Annotated in this window: 14 protein-coding genes; 5 read left to right on the top strand and 9 right to left on the bottom strand. The window is 33.6% G+C overall.

Annotated elements, in window-relative coordinates; translation table 11 throughout:
- Positions 1–66: 66 nt before the first annotated feature.
- A complete protein-coding gene (locus tag AC0J6S_RS14145) occupies positions 67–564 on the top strand; it encodes an N-acetyltransferase family protein (protein WP_474954394.1) in 498 nt (165 codons plus the stop codon).
- Positions 565–672: 108 nt separating this feature from the next.
- A complete protein-coding gene (locus AC0J6S_RS14150; RefSeq protein ID WP_474954395.1) occupies positions 673–1,623 on the top strand; it encodes a tRNA dihydrouridine synthase in 951 nt (316 codons plus the stop codon).
- 187 nt (positions 1,624–1,810) lie between these two features.
- On the opposite strand, the gene AC0J6S_RS14155 is transcribed toward AC0J6S_RS14150, so the two are convergent.
- The 5 genes from AC0J6S_RS14155 to AC0J6S_RS14175 form a co-directional block, all read right to left on the bottom strand.
- Positions 1,811–2,398 carry a glutathione peroxidase gene (locus AC0J6S_RS14155; protein ID WP_474954396.1) on the bottom strand — a complete coding sequence of 196 codons (588 nt, stop codon included), beginning with the start codon at positions 2,396–2,398 and terminating at the stop codon, positions 1,811–1,813.
- A gap of 144 nt (positions 2,399–2,542) precedes the next feature.
- Positions 2,543–4,756, bottom strand: coding sequence for a TonB-dependent receptor (locus AC0J6S_RS14160; RefSeq protein WP_474954397.1), 2,214 nt, complete (start codon positions 4,754–4,756; stop codon positions 2,543–2,545).
- Between the two features lie 92 nt (positions 4,757–4,848).
- Positions 4,849–6,144 (bottom strand): tetratricopeptide repeat protein, encoded by a 1,296-nt coding sequence (locus tag AC0J6S_RS14165; RefSeq protein ID WP_474954398.1) that lies wholly within the window; start codon positions 6,142–6,144, stop codon positions 4,849–4,851.
- A gap of 117 nt (positions 6,145–6,261) precedes the next feature.
- On the bottom strand, positions 6,262–6,816 hold the full coding sequence (locus tag AC0J6S_RS14170) for a DUF4331 family protein (protein WP_474954399.1): 555 nt from the start codon (positions 6,814–6,816) through the stop codon (positions 6,262–6,264).
- A gap of 74 nt (positions 6,817–6,890) precedes the next feature.
- The gene (locus tag AC0J6S_RS14175; RefSeq protein ID WP_474954400.1) at positions 6,891–7,544 is read right to left on the bottom strand and encodes a DUF4331 family protein; all 654 of its coding nucleotides are present in this window, start codon (positions 7,542–7,544) and stop codon (positions 6,891–6,893) included.
- Between the two features lie 219 nt (positions 7,545–7,763).
- Here AC0J6S_RS14175 and AC0J6S_RS14180 point away from each other — a divergent pair, with 219 nt between their 5' ends.
- Positions 7,764–8,294, top strand: a complete 531-nt coding sequence (locus AC0J6S_RS14180; RefSeq protein WP_474954401.1) for an RNA polymerase sigma factor — start codon at positions 7,764–7,766, stop codon at positions 8,292–8,294.
- A complete protein-coding gene (locus AC0J6S_RS14185; RefSeq protein ID WP_474954402.1) occupies positions 8,294–9,079 on the top strand; it encodes an anti-sigma factor in 786 nt (261 codons plus the stop codon). Before AC0J6S_RS14180 ends, AC0J6S_RS14185 begins: the two co-directional genes overlap by 1 nt.
- 75 nt (positions 9,080–9,154) lie before the next feature.
- On the opposite strand, the gene AC0J6S_RS14190 is transcribed toward AC0J6S_RS14185, so the two are convergent.
- Genes AC0J6S_RS14190 through AC0J6S_RS14205 form a run of 4 tightly spaced genes read right to left on the bottom strand, consistent with a single transcriptional unit; the run spans position 9,155 to position 14,971 of the window.
- Positions 9,155–11,362 (bottom strand): glycine-rich protein, encoded by a 2,208-nt coding sequence (locus AC0J6S_RS14190; protein ID WP_474954403.1) that lies wholly within the window; start codon positions 11,360–11,362, stop codon positions 9,155–9,157.
- A gap of 25 nt (positions 11,363–11,387) precedes the next feature.
- Positions 11,388–13,871 (bottom strand): hypothetical protein, encoded by a 2,484-nt coding sequence (locus tag AC0J6S_RS14195; protein WP_474954404.1) that lies wholly within the window; start codon positions 13,869–13,871, stop codon positions 11,388–11,390.
- Between the two features lie 9 nt (positions 13,872–13,880).
- Positions 13,881–14,504, bottom strand: coding sequence for a hypothetical protein (locus AC0J6S_RS14200; RefSeq protein ID WP_474954405.1), 624 nt, complete (start codon positions 14,502–14,504; stop codon positions 13,881–13,883).
- Positions 14,501–14,971 carry a T9SS type A sorting domain-containing protein gene (locus AC0J6S_RS14205; protein ID WP_474954406.1) on the bottom strand — a complete coding sequence of 157 codons (471 nt, stop codon included), beginning with the start codon at positions 14,969–14,971 and terminating at the stop codon, positions 14,501–14,503. The genes AC0J6S_RS14200 and AC0J6S_RS14205 overlap by 4 nt, the downstream gene beginning before the upstream one ends.
- Before the next feature lie 725 nt (positions 14,972–15,696).
- On the opposite strand from AC0J6S_RS14205, the gene AC0J6S_RS14210 reads away from it, so the two are divergent.
- Complete coding sequence (locus tag AC0J6S_RS14210) at positions 15,697–16,437, top strand: helix-turn-helix domain-containing protein (protein WP_474954407.1); 741 nt, start codon at positions 15,697–15,699, stop codon at positions 16,435–16,437.
- Positions 16,438–16,618: the final 181 nt, after the last annotated feature.

Below are 16,618 nucleotides of genomic sequence, written 5' to 3' on the forward strand. Positions count from 1 at the left end.
AACTTGCATCCCTTTTTCCTTTATTTTTAACGGTTATTTCTTAATTTTGAAGCAAATAAACAACACATGGAAATTAGATTACGAGCTTACAAAACAGAAGACACACAAGCAATTTTGGATATCATTAATTACAATATTTTGCACTCCACAGCGCTGTATGATTACAACATCCGAACCTTTGAGCAACAAAAAGCCATACTCGAAGAAAAAATTGGAAAAAACTTCCCGGTGATTGTAGCGGAATTAGATGGGACAGTTGTTGGTTTTGGAATGTATAGTGAGTTTCGTTTTCGCGAAGCCTATAAATTTACGGTGGAACATTCTGTTTATGTCAACCAAGACCACCATGGAAAAGGTATTGGAAAAATTCTGCTGCAGGAATTAATCCGTCTTGCTAAGAATCAAAAATTACATACCATGATTGCCGTAATTGACGCTGAAAATCAAAGCAGTGTAGAATTTCATGAGAAATTTGGTTTTAAAACTGTGGGAATCATCAAGGAATCCGGTTATAAATTTGATCGTTGGTTGCACTCTGTGTTCATGCAATTGATTTTAGAATAAAACGAATTTTATCCTCATGTAGTTCATTTTGTGCTATGTTTTGACTTTAGGAATTTTATAACTTTAAGACCCCCTACTTTATAGTATATTTGCACAACTAAAAATTTCATGGATTATACCTTACTCTCTTCGCCTTTACAAGGATTTACCGACTTTCGTTTTAGAAATGCCCAAAACAAACTTTTTGGAGGAATTGATACATTTTACTCGCCATACATTCGGCTAAACGGAAAAATGGTTATCAAACCGTCTTACGAACGCGACCTGCTTCCGGAGAACAATCTTGATTTAGAGGTGATTCCGCAAGTTATAACGAACGATGCTGATGAATTTTTATTTGTGGCGAAATATGTTAGAGAATTGGGGTATAAAGAACTCAACTGGAACTTAGGCTGCCCTTACCCGATGGTAACTAAATCTGGTATGGGATCTGGTTTGATTAGTAACACCGAAAAAATCAATCATATTCTAGAAAGAGCTCACACGGAATCAGATATTCTTGTCTCGATGAAAATGCGTTTGGGTTATGAAACGCCTCAAGAAATTATAGATGTACTCCCTATTCTTGACAAATATCCTTTGAAAAATATAGCTATTCACGCTCGTTTAGGAAAACAATTATACAAAGGCGGTGTAGATTTAGATGGCTTTCAAAAATGCATTGACACTACAAAGCACAAATTGTATTATAACGGAGATATAACATCTGTAGCAAAGTTTCATGAAATGCAAGAACGCTATCCTACTATTGATCATTGGATGATTGGCCGAGGATTAATTTCTGATCCATTTTTACCCAGTATGATAAAAAATAATACAGTAGAATATCCTGCAAACAAAATGGAACTGTTCAGCGCGTTTCACGATACTTTGTATGCTATTTATAGTGAATCTCTTTCTGGTTCAACACACATTTTATTGAAAATGTACCATTTATGGGAATACTTTTCGGCTACTTTTTCAAATCCACATAAGGTTTTGAAAAAAATAAAAAAAGCGCAAAGTATTCGGAATTACGAAGCTGCTGTAGCTGAAATTTTCAAAAATGAAAAAATTTAAATTGAAAATAAAACCATTAAGAAATTAAGGTTCATTAAGAATTAGAACTTAATTTTTCTTAATTACTTAATGGTTCAAATTTTTAATGTTTTTTATGCTTACTTACACCGCAAAAAAAAAGAGATTTTCATTTGACTGAAAATCTCTTTTTTTATTTAATAAATATTAGCAAATTAGCGGTAGAAAATTATGCCTTTATCCAATTTAATACTTCTGGATCTGTTACTAAAGTTTGCGGAGAAATAACTTTTTCTAATTCTCCGTTTTCGTTGATTAGGTATTTTTGAAAATTCCATTCTACTTTCGAATCTTGCAAGCCATTTTTAGATTTCTGAGTTAAAAACTGATAAATTGCCGCCATATCATCGCCTTTTACCGAAACTTTATCCATCATTGGGAAAGTCACACCGTAATTCATTTGGCAAAAAGTAGCAATTTCTTCATTCGTTCCGGGCTCTTGTGAAGCAAAATTATTAGCTGGAAAACCTACTATTACTAATCCTTTGTCTTTATATTCTTTATACGTTGCTTCTAAGTCTTTGTATTGTGGTGTATTCCCACATTTTGAAGCCGTATTCACAATCATGATTTTTTTACCTTTCAAAGAAGCAAAATCAAAACTATTACCTGATAAATCTTCTACTTTGAACTGATAAACGGTTTCTTTAGCTACTAAGGGTGTACTCATTTTATTTTCAGATTTTTGTGGTTGTGCCTGGTTTTGACAACTAAATAACATCAAAGCGCAAGTCGCTATGTATAATACATTTTTCATATTTGAAATTTTTTATAAAATTAGATAAAAATTTGTTTTATCAAAGCGTTTTTCAGTTAAACAGTAGTTAAATAAACAAGGAAACCTGACACTATGAAAATGCCAGGCTTCCAAACAAATAAACAACAAATCTTAATGTGGTATTTAAAAAGTATAGGTAATTTTTCCTTTCATGAAGAAAGGCGTCCCTGGAGTAAAATGAATTTCTTCAACACTTTCCGGTTCATTTAGAAGCCTGGATTCAGTGGCAAATTGTGTTTCGTTCCATGCAGTATCAAAGATATTCTCTACTGCAATTCCGAAATTGATTTTCTTATATTGATAATTAACATTTAAATCGGAAATAAAATAGCCTTTCGCAACAATGGAATTATCTTCATTTGCCGGGCGATTTTTTAAATAACGATAGCGGATTCCTCCTGAAAAACCATTCAACTTTTGAAAACTTAATCCTCCAGTGGTGGTAAAATCTGGTGCTAACGGAATGTAATCCTGACCTTTTGGCTCATCAATACTTCTGGCATACGTATAATTTGCGTCTGCATCAAAATACAACCAATCGTTTAACTGATAACGCAATCCTAATTCAGCTCCCATACGTTTTGATCTTCCGCTTGGTTCAATGATTCCGGCATCTCCCACGTAAACAAACTCCTGTTCTAAAAACAAATACCATAATGCTGAATTCACAATCAACTTAGGAAATGGCTTCCAAATGGTACCAACATCGGTTCCTATAGCCGTTGGTAAAATTTGTTTTCCACTGTTTTGTACGACCACTCGGGCATCATTCGAATGGAAACCCATTCCTGATTTTACAAAAAACTGTAAATTGTTATTTTGCGAATAAATGAAATTCAGTTTTGGAGAAAATTTAACTTTGGATTCCGATTGTGTTTTGTAATTCTCCGTCAGTTTATCCTGATAATTAAATTTGAAATAATCCAATCTAATGGCAGGATTTATCATCAATTTCCCAAAATTGAATTCTGAATTCAAATAGGAAAACAAACTAGACTCATCAATATCACCTAACTTTATATTCTCAAGAACTGTTCTTCTATTCAAAGTATGGGAAAGCTCTGTATCAGTTGTCGCATCGGCACGAAAACCGGCTCCAAATTGCAAAAAAACATCCGTATCATTTATTTTCGTCTTCTTATTCAACTCCGCATTCATTCCATAGATATCGCGGTTTTCTTTCTGTTTAATTTGGTCTCCATTTATTGGATCATCTAAAAAGAAAGTAAAATTAGAATATAATTCAAATTGATAATTTGAATAAAAAGCATTGGCTTTAAAGAACGTATTTTCATCAATTGGTTTACTCAAACTCGCATTAAAATTAGTTCGTGATGTATTTCCCCCTTCGGTATCATCAACAGCTCCAAATCTTGAAATCGTTCCATTATCAACCAAACGTTGCGGAATTTGTCCCGATGCATCCCATTTGCTGGAAAAGCGAGAAGCCAAGATTGAAAACTTGCTATTGTCACTTAAAATAGCGGAATATTTCCCTAGCAAATTAATTCTGTTAAAATTTTGGGGAGAATCAAACGGACCATCCGTCAGGATATATTCTGTGGCAATGTAAGCACTTTGTGTTTTTTGGTTGCCCAAAAGATTAAACAATCCTACCGTTCTAAGGGTATTGAATTGTCCCACTTCGACACCAATGCTGCTTTTTTCAATTTTATCTTTAGTTTGGAAGGTAACGTATCCTGCCGTTGCAAAATCCCCTTTGTTGGCATAATACGTCCCTTTTCCAAAATCTATTTTTTCTACGGTTTCAGGTATAACAAAATGCAAATCAGCATAGCCCTGACCATGTGCGTGAGACACCATATTTACTGGCATTCCGTCGACAGAAATTGCTATATCTGTTCCGTGATCAATATCAAAACCTCTCAAAAATATTTGCTCAGCCTTTCCACCACCTGCATGTTGCCCGATGAATAATCCAGGTACTTTTCGAAGAATTTCCTGTGAAGAATTCACCGGCGTGGTTTCTAAATCTATTTTCGAAATGACATTCATAGCTGAAAGTTTTGGTTGAATTACTATCTCATTTAATCTAAATATATCATCTTCAAGAATGATTATATCATCCGAAGAAACAATCGTGTAATTTGACTTTTTATATCCTAAAGCGGTTATTTTGATAATATCTCCTAAAACCGTTTTATCTAAACTGAACAATCCAAATTCATTAGTATGAGCATGGCTTTCAGAATTTGTATTCACCAAATAAGCGTTTTCAACTGGATTTCCATCGCTGTCCAACACTTTTCCTTTTTGGATTTGGGCATAAGTTGACATTCCAAAAAGGATAATCAACACTAAAATAATATTTTTCATACGAAGATAATATTTGCTTTTTATTGGAATATGGAATTCGCATACCGTATTTGGTGTTTGAGACCAATTTCAGGTTATGCTCATTTCATACGCTATAATTGATTTACCTTTTTCTCGAAATTAGGTCCCAATTCATACAAACTGGATAGTAATTCTTCCTTAATAGGTTTCGTTTTGAGCGCTAAATTATTTGATTTGTAAATCATTGCCAAGTGGTATTGTACCTTTGGTTCAAAGGATTTTCCAACCACATGATTTTGAGCAATTTCTAATGCTTTTTTATTTTCTCCTACATTTAAATACGCCCAAGCCAACAAATCATACGAATCAGCCGTGGGTCTGTGCTCTACTTCAATTTTAGCAATTTCTAATGCTTTTTGAGCGGTTTGTTTGTCATCAGCATAAATCAAAGCGTTGTATTTATTATACATAGCACCATAATTATTTTTCTCCATCATAGAAAAATAGGCATTTCTATTTTTCATTTCCTCACTTTTATTGCCTTCAAATTGAGCAATTTGAGATTTCAGTAAATAAAAATCAGGTGTGTTGTGTGAAGCTGCAATAGCATCAATAATTCTATTGGCCTCGTTTACATTTCTTTCTTTAGAAAAAACAATCCACGCAATACCTTTTAAAGCGTAGGAATAATTAGGATCTAATTCTAACGTTTTTAGGTAACTGTCATACGATTCCTGAATTCTTCCAGCATGTCCATAAAAATCACCTAAATTGGAATACGACCAAATTTTAAGTCCTTTATTATCCTCTTTTTCAGCAATATCTCTTGCCTTTTCCATGAATGTTATGGCAGTATTCAAATCGCCTTTATGATCGTTCCATTTTGCCAAGCGAATCAAATAATCAAAACTATTCATGTCTCTGATTGCATTCAGATTTTTAACCGCTTCGGGATAATTTCCCAATTCCATTTGAACATCAAACAATAATTTTTGAGTTTCTTTTTTACCCTCGCCAATTGCTAATGCTTTATTGGCAAGTTCAAGTGCTTCCTTAAACCTATGTTGTGAAATATAATTTCTTGACAATGATCGAACAGTTGAAACCCTTGAATAATTGTATGCTTCATTTGACTGAGTCAATAAATCTTCTGATTTATATAAGTTTTTGATATCACCGGTATATTCAAAAAGTGTACTGTAATTAGCTGCAAGTTGACTTAAATAACTAATTTGATTTGGAGCAGCATCATATTTTTTTTGCCAAAAATCAATTTCTTTGTGAGCAAAAGACAACGATTTATTGTCTTTTAAACTCAAGTATTTAGAATAGTCTTCTTTGCTGGTGATTTCTTCTGATTTACTTTCACAACCTAATAAAAGTAGCGTTGTGAAAACAAAAAGGAAAGTTATTTTTAAAGTTTTCATACTCTAATTATTTTGTTTGTTTGTTTGTTTGTTTGTTTGTTTGTTTGTTTGTTTGTTTTATTAAAAAAAAACAGAGCGAATAGTATTGCTGTAAACGCTCTGTTTTTTATAGAAATACTACCAAGCAGAAGCTAGGTAAGGGAAAGTTGTTCCAAATGCTTTGTCATTTGCATTCACATTATCTTTAGTCAATTGTGGATTAGTAGCACCAGTTGGTCCACCAAAAATCAATAATAATTCAACATCTATAACGTCATCTGCCAAAGTTCTTCCTGTCAAAACATTTGTTCCGTCAAAGAAAGTTGTGGGTGCTGTTTTAGAAACTCCTAATACATCTGTAGCTAAAAGACCTGTAAGCTGCGCTGCCGTTTGTCCTAAAGCGTTTGTTGTATATGCAGGATTCAAAGCCAATAATCTGGATTGAAAAATAGGTTGGTATTTTGCTCCCATTGCCGATGGAATTGCAGCATTGAAGTCATCTTTAGGTTGTCCTGAAGCAACGAATACCGTATTAATTGCCGGTCTTGCCATTTGGTCTTGCTGAACGAAAGTTCCAGAAAAATCCAAGCTAGCCACTGGATCATTATTTGAATCGTCATTGTCACAATTTACTGAAACAACTGCAGCTACTAGTGCGATTGTTATAATTTTGAATTTATTTGTTTTACTCATGATGTTTAAATTTTAAGTTTTTCGAAATCGAAAATCTTCGATTCCATGTTTTTGCTTTTTTTAAATAAAATTAATTATTGTTTTTTCTTAGTTTCAGCCCAAACACCAACAGTACTTGATGAACCCAACATTGATTTTGGAACCTCAACAACTATAGACATTACATTGGTACCTGCAAATGTGTCTGTACCCGGATTGTTAAATCCTGTAGCAGTTCCGCCAAGAATTGCCTTAAACTGACCTAAGTCAAAAAAGAAAGGATCATCTCTTGGTCCTGCAAAAAATTTCATTCCATTTTGTTCAGCAGTTAAAGCTGCTGTTCCATATTTAGAGATAGTAACACTTCCTGAAGCTGATGCAGTTTTAACGGTACTTGAAGTTCCAGTTGTTCCTGGAGCTACAGGTCCAAAGAAATACATCTTATCATCTTTCTTAATTGCCTGAATCACTAAATCTTCAACATTGTCACCATTGTTATCAATGTTGATTTCTACCATCACATTATCTTTGAATGTGGCAGCACCAGTAGCATTAGGACTTAACAATCCTTGAGTGTTTACTGCAAATACTAAATTACTTGTGTTTTGCCCTTGAAAAGCATAAACATCCGTAATATCTCCTGCGTCTCCTGACATTGTAGCCGGTGCATCAATGTGATCCGCAGCTACTAAAATTAAGCCTGAGACCGCCACCAGCGATAGACCTAAAATCATTTTTGTTTTTTTCATTTTATTTTTAATTAAAAGGTTATAAATGCATTTACGGGATTGTTTCCGATTTGGTTTTAAAAATCCTAAAAAAAAATTAAAATAATATTTAACTATTTGATTTTAAACTTTTTAAATACTTAAAAAAAGTGAAACTGTTTTTATTTTGATGTTGGTAACTATATATTATGTTATTTTTAATTAAGATTGTATAAGTTTGTATTCGTTAAATAGTAAAATATGAGTCAAGAAGAATTATTATTATTAATTTATAAGAAGGACGAAAAGGCATTTACACATCTATATGATATGTATTCCAAAAGTTTATTTTCAGTCATTAATGTTCTGGTAAAAAACAGAGAAGAAGCAGAAGATGTGCTTCAGGAAGTATTTGTAAAAATTTGGAGGAATATTGATTCTTACCATGAGAGCAAAGGAAGATTCTACACTTGGATCCTGAATATTGCCAGAAACACTTCTATTGATAAGTTGCGTTCTAAAAATTTTAATAACAGTCAAAAAAACCTTTCTACTGATAATTTCGTAAATCACTTTGAAGACAGTTCTAAACTATCAGACAAAGTGGATACGATAGGTTTACAGGAATTTGTAAAAAGACTGAAACCAAAGTGTATTCAAATAATAGATTTACTGTTTTTTAAAGGCTACACCCAGCAGGAAGCTTCGGACGAACTGGAGATTCCTTTAGGAACCGTTAAAACTCACAATCGAAACTGTATTAATGATCTTAGAAATTATTTGAAAGTATAATGGAAACAAAAGAATATATTGAATCAGGAATTCTGGAGCTATATGTTTACGGTTTATTAAGTGAAACTGAAAACGAAGAAGTTGCAGCCATGGCAAAAAGTAGCCCGGAAATAAATGCTGAAATTATAGCTATTGAAAAAGCGATTGTTGCACTATCATCTAGCTTTTCACCATTTCATTCTGTAGCAAATTTCGAAAAAATCAAAGAGAAACTAGAACTGAAACATGCCGAAGTCATTCAATTAGAGCCTACTAAAAATAGATCTCAATACATTGGATGGGCAGCAGCTATCCTATTATTGGTTGGTATTGGTTACCAATATAATGAGCTGAATCAGACGTCAACTCAGGTTGCGAATACTGAAATTGAAAAAGCCAAATTAGAAAAAGAGTTTAATGTCTTAAAATTGAAAAATACGGCTAATGAAACCAGTTTGGCAGTTGTAAGAGACACTAAAAATACTGTTGTAGCATTAGGAGGACAAGCGGTTGCTCCAGAATCTTTTGCAAAAGTATATTGGAATCAAGACACCAAGGTTGTTTATATTGATGCTGCCGGTTTACCAGAACCACCTGAAGGAATGGTGTATCAGGTTTGGGCATTAAAATTAAGCCCGCTTACTCCTACCAGTATTGGTTTACTGGAAAACTTTGATGTAAATGAACAAAAATTATTTGCAGTAAATAATGCTAATGAAGCAGAAGCTTTTGGAATTACATTAGAACCTGCAGGTGGAAGTTTAACTCCTACAATGGAGCAATTATATACATTAGGAAAAGTGTAATAAAACTCTTCTTCTGTAATACCAAAAAGGTTCAACTGCAAAGTTGAACCTTTTTTAGTTTAAAAGTCTCTTATATTAATTAAGTCTTTTATATTTAAAAGTCACTCCACTAGTATCTTCGCTTAGATATTGAACGGCATAATAATTTCCACTATTTGTATGGTATATTCCAACAAAATCTGTTGGAGGTGTGTCAACATTAATACAACTCAAATTTGGATCACCAATATAATCACAATAATAATAATTAGCTATATCTGCTGATGAAAGATTATCAAAAGACTTATCATAGACCATTGCCATATCTGTATATTGATTATTCCACCACATTCTTGCACGTATTGTTCCCCCTCCTGCCGCAAATACAAGATCGTAATTTGAAGTTACAATATCAAAACAAGATCCACCACAAAGAGAACCTGCTTCCAAGTCAAAATATTCCTCAAATGGTATAGTTACTTGTGTAAAAAGAGTGATACTGGATGTTTTTGTTAATTTTATTTCTCCATTTACACCTACTCCACTACTGGTACCAATAGCCCCATTTTTATTAACATAATTAGGTTTTATATTTGTTATTTCACCATTTTTGGTTACTACTGTAACGGCTTTTACATTTAAATCAGCGCTTATCGTAGTGGATAAATGAGTAGCATCTGCATCCTGAGTGGCTGTTATTTTTGATACACCCGCAGCAACTATCGTAACTGTTGTACCACTAATTGTGGCAACATTGGTATCACTACTTACGTAAGAAAAAGCTCCGGTACTATCGGTATTAGGAGGGGTAATTGTAAATGAACCATCAAAATAAATTTTTGTAACATCATTGAAATTATTAAGTGTAGCAGATAAATTAGCAACAGTAATTGTACCTGAAACATTAGTTATTCCACAATTACTAGTTAATGGTATTGAGTAATTGTATACACCACTGCTTGTTGGAGTTCCTAATATTGTAATCGCATTTGAGACAAATGAAGCTGAAACCCCAAGAGGTAATCCATTTGCACCTGCCACACCATCATTACTAATACTAATACCATTAGTAGCTGAATAGGTAATATTTGAAATTGGATTGTTGATAGCAGCTGTTTGTGAATCTGTTCCTGCCGAAGAGGTTAAAGAAGGAGCATCAATTACTGAAATGTATACTGGCGTAGTATAAGCTGTGCTACAAGAAATATCTGAAACTTCTGCTCTATAGTATATATTAGAAAACAAATTTGGAGTACTATAAATAGAAGTTGTTTGTGCTGGTGCACTATAACTTATAGTTAATGAACCATTTCCAGTTGCAGTGCTATACCCCTGTGTATTAGTTGTTATAGAACCTGAACTAAAAGAAGAACCGCCGCCGCCGCCGCCGCCAGCTTTATCATTTACAAAACCGCCGCCGCCGCCGCCATAATATCCAGCGCCACCACCGCCGCCATTCCTGCTAACAGTTGCACCGTCTCCACCTTGTCCTAAGGTTCCATTGGTCGCTCCAGCGCCTCCGTTCCCTCCAGTTGAGTTAGTCCCTCCATTTCCGCCGCCGCCGCCGCCGCTGCCTGCGACACCATTTGCTCCTGTCGCTCCTCCTCCATTTCCGCCATTTCCGCCTGATTCACCTATCCTTCTTTGATTGCCACCGCCACCGCCGCTGCCAACTACAAAAACTCTATCAGCTAAAGTATTACCGCCACGCCTAATATCAGTAGCACCACCACCACCGCCAGCACCGCCAGTATTTGAATTTCCACCGCCATTAAATCCGCCTTTGGCATCACCCGTTACCCATAGGTTATCTGCTTGTTTCCCAGTTCCAGGGGCAACTACTGTATTGCCTCCAATTTGGCCAACAAAAATACTTAATATTTCACCTGGTGTAACTGTAAGGCTTGAAACTAATCGTCCACCTAAACCCCCTCTTCCATTAAAGTCAGAAGATCCATGACCTCCAGCTGCGCCTATACCAGCAGCTACTATAGTTGTTACACCACTTGGTATTGTGTAATTTTGCTGGGTTCTTGTATAAGAAAAACTTACAGTAGCCGTACTACCTGATGTAGCACTTGTGGAACTATTGCCGCTGGTAACATTTGTCCAATTTACTCCATCATTAGATTGTTGCCATTGAATTGTACCATTAGGAATTGACAGTGAAAATGAGGAGCTATTTCCTTTACAAATTGAAGTGCTATTTGCATAAATATTTCCTACAACGCAGGGACCCTGTGCACAAGTTAGATAACCATTAAGAAATAACCCTAAAAAAATTAATATTTTTTTTATCATCATGCTTTTAGTTTATGTAAAAAATTTATTAAAATGAGTAATCAAATTGAATTCTATCTCCTACAGATAATGCATAGTTACCATTATTTGCTGGATCATATGTTAATATTGTTCCAGCTGAAGAATAGGATGAATTACTAATTCTAACCCCGTTCACATACATTTTCACTTTACTATTAGGTGATGGAGTTTGAGATAAAGAAAAAGTCACTACAGATTCAGTTAAATTAAATTCATCTGCAATTTCAATTACTACAGCTGCTCCTGTTGAAACACTTCCATTCGCCATCAAATACTGTAAAGCGGTACCACTTGCTATTTTGTATCCAGAAGCCGTAATTACCGCACTTGTATTTACATTGGTTACAGCAGTGTGAGAACCACTTCCGTCAGAACCTAATTGAATAGTATTAGAAGCCGTTACTATGGCATTTGCTCCAATGGCAACCGAATTTGTAATACCGTCAAAACTCATATCTGCACGATTACCAATAACAGCATTTGAATTTTCGTTAAATTTTCCTCTTCCTACCGTAACTCCATTAATAGTTGCATCTGAAGTAAAAATTTTAGTTCCTGCAATGGTTTGATTCGTTGTTAAATCAACAAAATTTGCACTTGTATTTGTACTAAAATCAGCAATAGCACTTGTAACAAAATTCGTTGTAGCGATTTGTGTTGTAGCAGTTCCAGCTGCAGGAGTTGGAGCGAAAGGTGTTCCCGTGAATATTGGCGATTCCAAAGGTGCTTTTGAATCTAATAATGTTTGCGTTATGGAATTTGAAGTTGCAATATTTACATCTACATACGTTTTAGTAGCTTTCTCGGTGGGGAATTTCAAATCTGAATTTGAAATAAAACTTCCATCGGTACTTTTATTTCCAGCATCTTCTTTAGTTGCTTCAACGGTTGTGGCGCGTAATACTTCTGTAGTCAAGTTCGTTGATAAAGTAGCTTCCGCCAAAGTTGCACGGTTTGTTTCATCAGTTAAGTTCGTTGCTAAAGTAGCTTCTGTTAAAGTTGCACGGTTTGTTTCTGTAGCCAAATTCGCTACGACTGTATTTTCGGCAGTAGTTGCTCTCGAAATCTCATTGTTCAAGGCCAAAGAATTGGATAAAGCACTCGCGTCCACATAAGTCTTAATTGCTTTCTCGGTAGGGAATTTCACATCTGAATTTGAAATAAAACTTCCATCGGTACTTTTATTTTCAGCATCTTCTTTAGTTGCTTCGGCGGTTGTGGCGCGTAAAACTTCTGTAGTCAAGTTCGTTGATAAAGTAGTTTCTGCCAAAGTTGCACGATTTGTTTCATCAGATAAGTTCGTTGCTAAAGTAGCTCCTGTTAAAGTTGCACGGTTTGTTTCAGCAGTGATAGCACTTACGTTTGTGGCTTCCGCTAAAGTTGCTCTTGAAATCTCATTGTTCAAAGCCAAAGAATTGGATAAAGCGCTCGCGTCAACATACATTTTAGTCGCTTTTTCTGTTGGGAATTTCACATCTGAATTCGAAGTAAATGTTCCATCGGTACTTTTATTTTCAGCATCTTCTTTAGTTGCTTCGGCTGTTGTGGCGCGGTTTACTTCAGCAGTTAAATTCGCTGTTAAAGTACTTTCTGCTAAAGTTGCACGATTTACTTCAGTAGTCAAGTTGGTTAATAAAGTAGCTTCTGTTAAAGTAGCACGGTTTGTTTCGGAAGTGATAGCTGTTGCAATGGTCGTTTCCGCTAAAGTTGCTCTTTCCGTTTCAGAAACCAAATTGTTTGCAATAGCATTTTCCGCTAAAGTTGCTCTTGAAATCTCATTGTTCAAACCTGATAAATTGAAAGAAACACTTGAATCAACAAAGTTTTTAACAGATTTTACAGTTGGATATTTAATATCTGAATTTCCATCTGTAGTCATATTAGTACTTTTATTTATCGTATCTTCTTTTAAATTCAATGCCAATTTTGAAGCAGTGCTCATTGGTTTATTCAAATCAGTAGTGTTATCTACATTTTCAAGTCCCAAATTAGTTTTAGCACCAAGAACTGTAACGGCATTTGTACCTCCATTTTCTATAGGGACCACTCCGGTAACACTTTCGGCATTTTTAGCAAAAAAGGCGGTAGGAACTGAGTTAAAGGGCTGATTACTTATTTCAGTAAATGAGCTGCAACTTCCATTAGTATTAACAGCCACTATCAATTTTTTGCTGACAGCATTCCATACGATTTCATCAAAAGAAGATGCATACCCAGCTGTTTGCAATCCCGATCCAATGATCAAATTGACCATTCCAAATTCATCTGTTTTTGTTTGAATCACTTCCTGATATTCTACATTAGAAAATTCGTCAACAAATTTAAACAACATACAAATGTCTTTACTGACTAAAAAAGCATTTGGATTATTTACTCCAGGTATTTGTTCTCCTTTTGGATTCAAAATTACGGCCTGATAAGTTATCCCATTACTTTGCGCAAAATTTTTGGCACCAATAAAAAGGAAAATAAGTAGAATTATTTTTTTCATAATTAAATTTTAATTGATTGGAAAATGAACACCCAATTGTAACTGATGGGTCATAAATGATGTTTTTTCAGTGGTCGAATTGGAAACATTATAAGTTTGACCTAAATTATAACCAACACTTAAAGACCCGAAGGAAGGAACGCGATACTTGACTTGAAAACCCATCGATGGTTCCACTACTACTCCCGAAAATTCTTTTTGGTGTACTAAATCATAAAACGCGCCATCCATTTTTTGTTTTCCGTAAATTATGGTTTCGCCCAAAATACCAGCTTGCACTAAAAAATTTAGTTTATGAAGATCATTCATAGGAAAAAAAGAAAATCCCAATCCTGCTTTAAGACCCAGATATTTAGTTTCCCAACTATAGGAATTCGCAACATTGCCGCCTAAGGCATTATATTCATTCAAAGAAAGTCCATAAGAATAAAGCATATGCTTATTTGGTAACGGTTTATTAAACCCAATTTCATAAAAATTACCAGTTCCGCTTTGAAGGTCAGGATCTGCTTGCCCAAAGCCATTTTTATAATTATACTTTGTAAAATTCTTTCCCATATTTAAATAAATTTCTTGGGAAAATAATTGACAGGACGCAATTAACATTACAAACAGTAGGTAGTTTTTCATCATTTTTTAATAATTTTAGTGTAAGAAGTGAATTTAGGGGCATTTAATCGTACGAGATATTCTGATCTTGACAACTGTGCCAAATTAATAGTTACAATATTGTTGACTGATGCTTTTTTTTGTTCAAATATCAAACGTCCCAAAATATCAAAAACAGTAATAGTAATAAGATCAATAACCGGCTCCGAGAATTGAAAATTGACCGTTTCAGTAAAAGGATTGGGATAGGTTAATGTCGTAATTTCAATTTTATCATTGGAAACAATGTAATTACTCCAAAGACTTTGCTGAAACCCCTGTATGACGATAGCATTACCAATTGAATTGCCAGTGACGCTTTGCTGCCCAATAGTTTGTTTAATCATCAAACCATCTGGCATTCTTGTTGACTGCCCCTGGGAAGAAAGCATTTGATGGTGCATAACTTGACCTTGAAAAGTCACAGTAAAAAGTATAAGTAAGTACCTCATAAAATTTATTTTTAACAATATTAATCTAAAATAAATGTATTTCATCGATAAAAAATGCATTTAAACGATAATACAGTTGATTAGTAAGAACTTTTCAGTTTTTAGTAACTCTAAAACTATGATATCAAGAGCAGAAATGGCGAAATAATTGTTATTCGAAGTATTAAATACGAGTTCTAAACTTAAAAAAAAGCATTCAAAATTATCTGTGAGTTATTTTTCAATTTATAGTAACTTAGTAATTCAACACTAAAAAAAAAATGTAATTTTAAATCCAGAAAAAATTAACAAAAATGCTTTCAAATTTACTTTTCATTATCACTGGATTAATTGGATTAATAACTACATTTTTAATTTTTACTAATTATAAATCCAATAGAATAATGAACTTATACATCATTCTATTTATACTTATTATTTCTTTGCGTTTTTTCTTATCCGGTTTGACAAATTTCATTTTTGATTCCAATTTCAGAATAACTTATTTCAAATATTCAAACTTCTCACTGGTAGTAATCCCTATTTGCTATCTGTACTTTAAGAACTTATCTGAAAATTACGGGAAACTAAATTCAAAGGACCTCTTACATTTTATATTTCCTGTAGCACTATTTTTAGCTATGATTTATCGAGAGCATTTAGATTTTGATTCAAAACAAATAGAAATAATATTATATGGACTCTTTTTTATTTTTGCTATAACGTATATTATTTTATGTTTTCAAATGTTAAGGACTACCATTTGGATTAGAAAAGGAGACATAAAAGTGATTCAGCAACAAAATAAATTAATAAATAACTGGACACTTTTTTTATTTATTGGACTAATACTTACCATATTCAGGCTCTTCATATCAATTTCAACGGAAATTTATTTTGGTGAAAGCATTAAAGGACACAGTTATCAATGGATATCGGCGCTGATTTGGTTAACCATTTTATTTAAAATACTACGTTCTCCAGAAATTCTTTATGGTTATAATGTGCTGCACCAGAAGATTAATGAGAATAAGAATAATACTTTAGTCTTGAATGATATTTGGAAGAAGAGTACTAATATTGAATTGAATAACGAACAGCATTTGGTTCTTAAAGAAAAAATAGATTCAAATATTATTGATTATATCAAGGAAATTGAGTCCATTTCACTGAAATATGAATTATTTAGAAATTCAAAACTTACAATCTCAGACTTAGCAAATAGTCTAAAAATTCCAAAAAGTCATCTTTCGTATTTATTTAAATACCACTCAAGAATCTCATTTTCTGAATATAAAAAAGTGATTCGAATCCATGACGCCATTAATCAAATTGAACAAAACTACCTAAAAAATAACACTCTAGATTCATTATCAAAAAAGGTTGGATTTACCTCCTACAACCCTTTTTTCACAAGCTTTAAAGAAATTGCAGGCGTATCTCCATTAGAATATTTTAAAATGAATAAGGTTGATTTTGAGCAATAAAAAAGCACTTTCATAAATCAATAAGATGTTAGTTTTATGTGAATTTTATATCTCTAAAAAAGAATAATAAAATTACAACGAACAAATTTTCTTATAAAACGAAGATTTTTTATTATGTATCATAAATCTATCACATTTTAAATATTATTTATTCATCACGATTTATAAATCTCTTTGGAAA

Source organism: Flavobacterium sp. TS_SC_5 (genome assembly GCF_056156265.1).

Excerpts from the sequence above, each read along its gene's own strand:
- AC0J6S_RS14145 (WP_474954394.1), top strand. The coding sequence starts at position 67 with ATGGAAATTAGATTACGAGCTTACAAAACAGAAGACACACAAGCAATT.
- AC0J6S_RS14150 (WP_474954395.1), top strand. The coding sequence starts at position 673 with ATGGATTATACCTTACTCTCTTCGCCTTTACAAGGATTTACCGACTTT.
- AC0J6S_RS14155 (WP_474954396.1), bottom strand. The coding sequence starts at position 2,398 with ATGAAAAATGTATTATACATAGCGACTTGCGCTTTGATGTTATTTAGT.
- AC0J6S_RS14160 (WP_474954397.1), bottom strand. The coding sequence starts at position 4,756 with ATGAAAAATATTATTTTAGTGTTGATTATCCTTTTTGGAATGTCAACT.
- AC0J6S_RS14165 (WP_474954398.1), bottom strand. The coding sequence starts at position 6,144 with ATGAAAACTTTAAAAATAACTTTCCTTTTTGTTTTCACAACGCTACTT.
- AC0J6S_RS14170 (WP_474954399.1), bottom strand. The coding sequence starts at position 6,816 with ATGAGTAAAACAAATAAATTCAAAATTATAACAATCGCACTAGTAGCT.
- AC0J6S_RS14175 (WP_474954400.1), bottom strand. The coding sequence starts at position 7,544 with ATGAAAAAAACAAAAATGATTTTAGGTCTATCGCTGGTGGCGGTCTCA.
- AC0J6S_RS14180 (WP_474954401.1), top strand. The coding sequence starts at position 7,764 with ATGAGTCAAGAAGAATTATTATTATTAATTTATAAGAAGGACGAAAAG.
- AC0J6S_RS14185 (WP_474954402.1), top strand. The coding sequence starts at position 8,294 with ATGGAAACAAAAGAATATATTGAATCAGGAATTCTGGAGCTATATGTT.
- AC0J6S_RS14190 (WP_474954403.1), bottom strand. The coding sequence starts at position 11,362 with ATGATGATAAAAAAAATATTAATTTTTTTAGGGTTATTTCTTAATGGT.
- AC0J6S_RS14195 (WP_474954404.1), bottom strand. The coding sequence starts at position 13,871 with ATGAAAAAAATAATTCTACTTATTTTCCTTTTTATTGGTGCCAAAAAT.
- AC0J6S_RS14200 (WP_474954405.1), bottom strand. The coding sequence starts at position 14,504 with ATGATGAAAAACTACCTACTGTTTGTAATGTTAATTGCGTCCTGTCAA.
- AC0J6S_RS14205 (WP_474954406.1), bottom strand. The coding sequence starts at position 14,971 with ATGAGGTACTTACTTATACTTTTTACTGTGACTTTTCAAGGTCAAGTT.
- AC0J6S_RS14210 (WP_474954407.1), top strand. The coding sequence starts at position 15,697 with ATGTTAAGGACTACCATTTGGATTAGAAAAGGAGACATAAAAGTGATT.